Below are 1,744 nucleotides of genomic sequence, written 5' to 3' on the forward strand. Positions count from 1 at the left end.
AACCCAGCTATCGATTGTACCCACTGCACATCACCAGAACTGTTAAATTTGGTGATCATCGGAATAGTTGAAGTAACACTCGGAGTAAAAAAATAAGGAGTAACAGAAGAGTCTGCCGGATCATATATTTTTACGTTTGGTAAATTATGAGTGTGAAAACTTCCTCCTATATAAACATTGGAGTTTTTATCTAAAGTTAAACTGAATATTCGATTAGCATTCAAATGACCTGAGGGTGTGACAGCATGAATCTCCCTTATCCATTTTTTACTGCCATTATCCCCATTAATAGCAATAATATATGAACGATTCACAATAGCCTGCCCATCATACGTTAAAGGTGCACGCGGTGATCCCCTTCTTTCTCCAGCTATATAATACTGATTTTTGTTTGTGTCATAGGCAAAATGAAGTGCATTTTCTATAGAAAAACCTGTTTCTTGTGTCACAGGTAATTCAAAGACATTTACATAATTTAAATTGAGATCATATTGAACAAGATAATATTTAAAAAAATAGGAACTATCAGTAACCGTTAGATTTCCATCTAAATGCGTACCATTTAATAAACATATTATAAAATGCAACTTATTATCTCCAATAACTAAATTAAATACGTGAGAATTAAAATTAGAACTATTAACATCACCTTGCAAAGCAACTCTTTTCATCAGTTGTCCGTCACTATTATATTTGACCAGATAGGTTGTTTTAAACCCCTCCTGTGGAATTTCTGCATTATTTTTCCGGTCTGCAAAAGGAACGGAATCAGTTTCTGTAAAGTGCAAAGGAGGTCGGATTCCCGGTCCATCACCGGGGCTGTCATTCCTGACATTAACCCCCACATACACATTGTTTTGGTTATCTAATACTAAATTATATGCATCGTCATCCATCCACCCGCCTATGGTCTGGCTCCACCGTACTTCTCCCTCACAAGTGGTAGAAAACAAAAAAATATCTTTAGTTCCTCCTTCCCGAGCATTTGAAGTATTGTATGCCGGAACCGGTACGCCGTCCAATTGGGTTGAGGGTGTCCATGCACCGTTATGAATTACACCGGAAGGTCCTTTTAAAGTAGCTATAAAATAGTAATTATTATCGGTTCCTACCTTTATATCATGGATTTTTTCATCCCTACCCCCCCCCTCCTAATCCCCCCCATCTTCCTCCGCCATTCATTGCCCATTTCCATTCATAAGGTTGAGATTGCTGGGCGTTGACAGATATTGAAAATAGAGAATACAGAATACAGAATAGAAGAATTTGGAAATTTATTAATTTGGGAATTTGAAAATGAGAGGCTGACTTTTCGATACGCTCCGCTACTCGTAGTGACGCTTCAGTATAAAAGGATATGTGTATTTTTTGTTTCATAGTTTGTTAGGCTTTTAGTTGTTTCATTTTTTTACCACCTTAACCGTTCCACTATTGCCTTCAACCGTGGTAATAACAATAAAATACACGCCGTTGCTGGTGTTTTCCAGATTTATCTGGTTGTTGCCTGCAAACAAACTTTGTGCAATCTGTTTACCGCTCATATCATATATCGTGTAACCCAACAGGGTATCTGTAGTTTGTACATTAACAATACCCGTGGTTGGGTTGGGATAGACATTAAACGACAGTTTATTAAACTCATCCGTACCCATATTGCCCGAACCGCATTCGCTGTTTGCCAGTTTGGCAACAAAAAAATCGGCTTCACCAGTACTGATTAAAGGATCTAACCCCAAATCGTTGT

Annotated in this window: 3 protein-coding genes; all 3 read right to left on the bottom strand. The window is 37.8% G+C overall.

Going from position 1 to position 1,744, the window contains the following annotated elements; genetic code table 11:
• The coding region (locus C8P70_RS13685; protein ID WP_133713853.1) for a hypothetical protein at window positions 1–1,022 on the bottom strand (1,022 nt) is incomplete at its 3' end.
• Between the two features lie 115 nt (window positions 1,023–1,137).
• Complete coding sequence (locus tag C8P70_RS13690) at window positions 1,138–1,377, bottom strand: hypothetical protein (protein ID WP_133713854.1); 240 nt, start codon at window positions 1,375–1,377, stop codon at window positions 1,138–1,140.
• A 23-nt stretch (window positions 1,378–1,400) separates the two neighbouring features.
• A partial coding sequence (locus C8P70_RS13695; protein WP_133713855.1) for a T9SS type A sorting domain-containing protein occupies window positions 1,401–1,744 on the bottom strand: 344 nt, incomplete at its 5' end.

This window comes from Myroides indicus (assembly GCF_004364575.1).
Taxonomy (GTDB): domain Bacteria; phylum Bacteroidota; class Bacteroidia; order Flavobacteriales; family Flavobacteriaceae; genus Flavobacterium; species Flavobacterium indicum_A.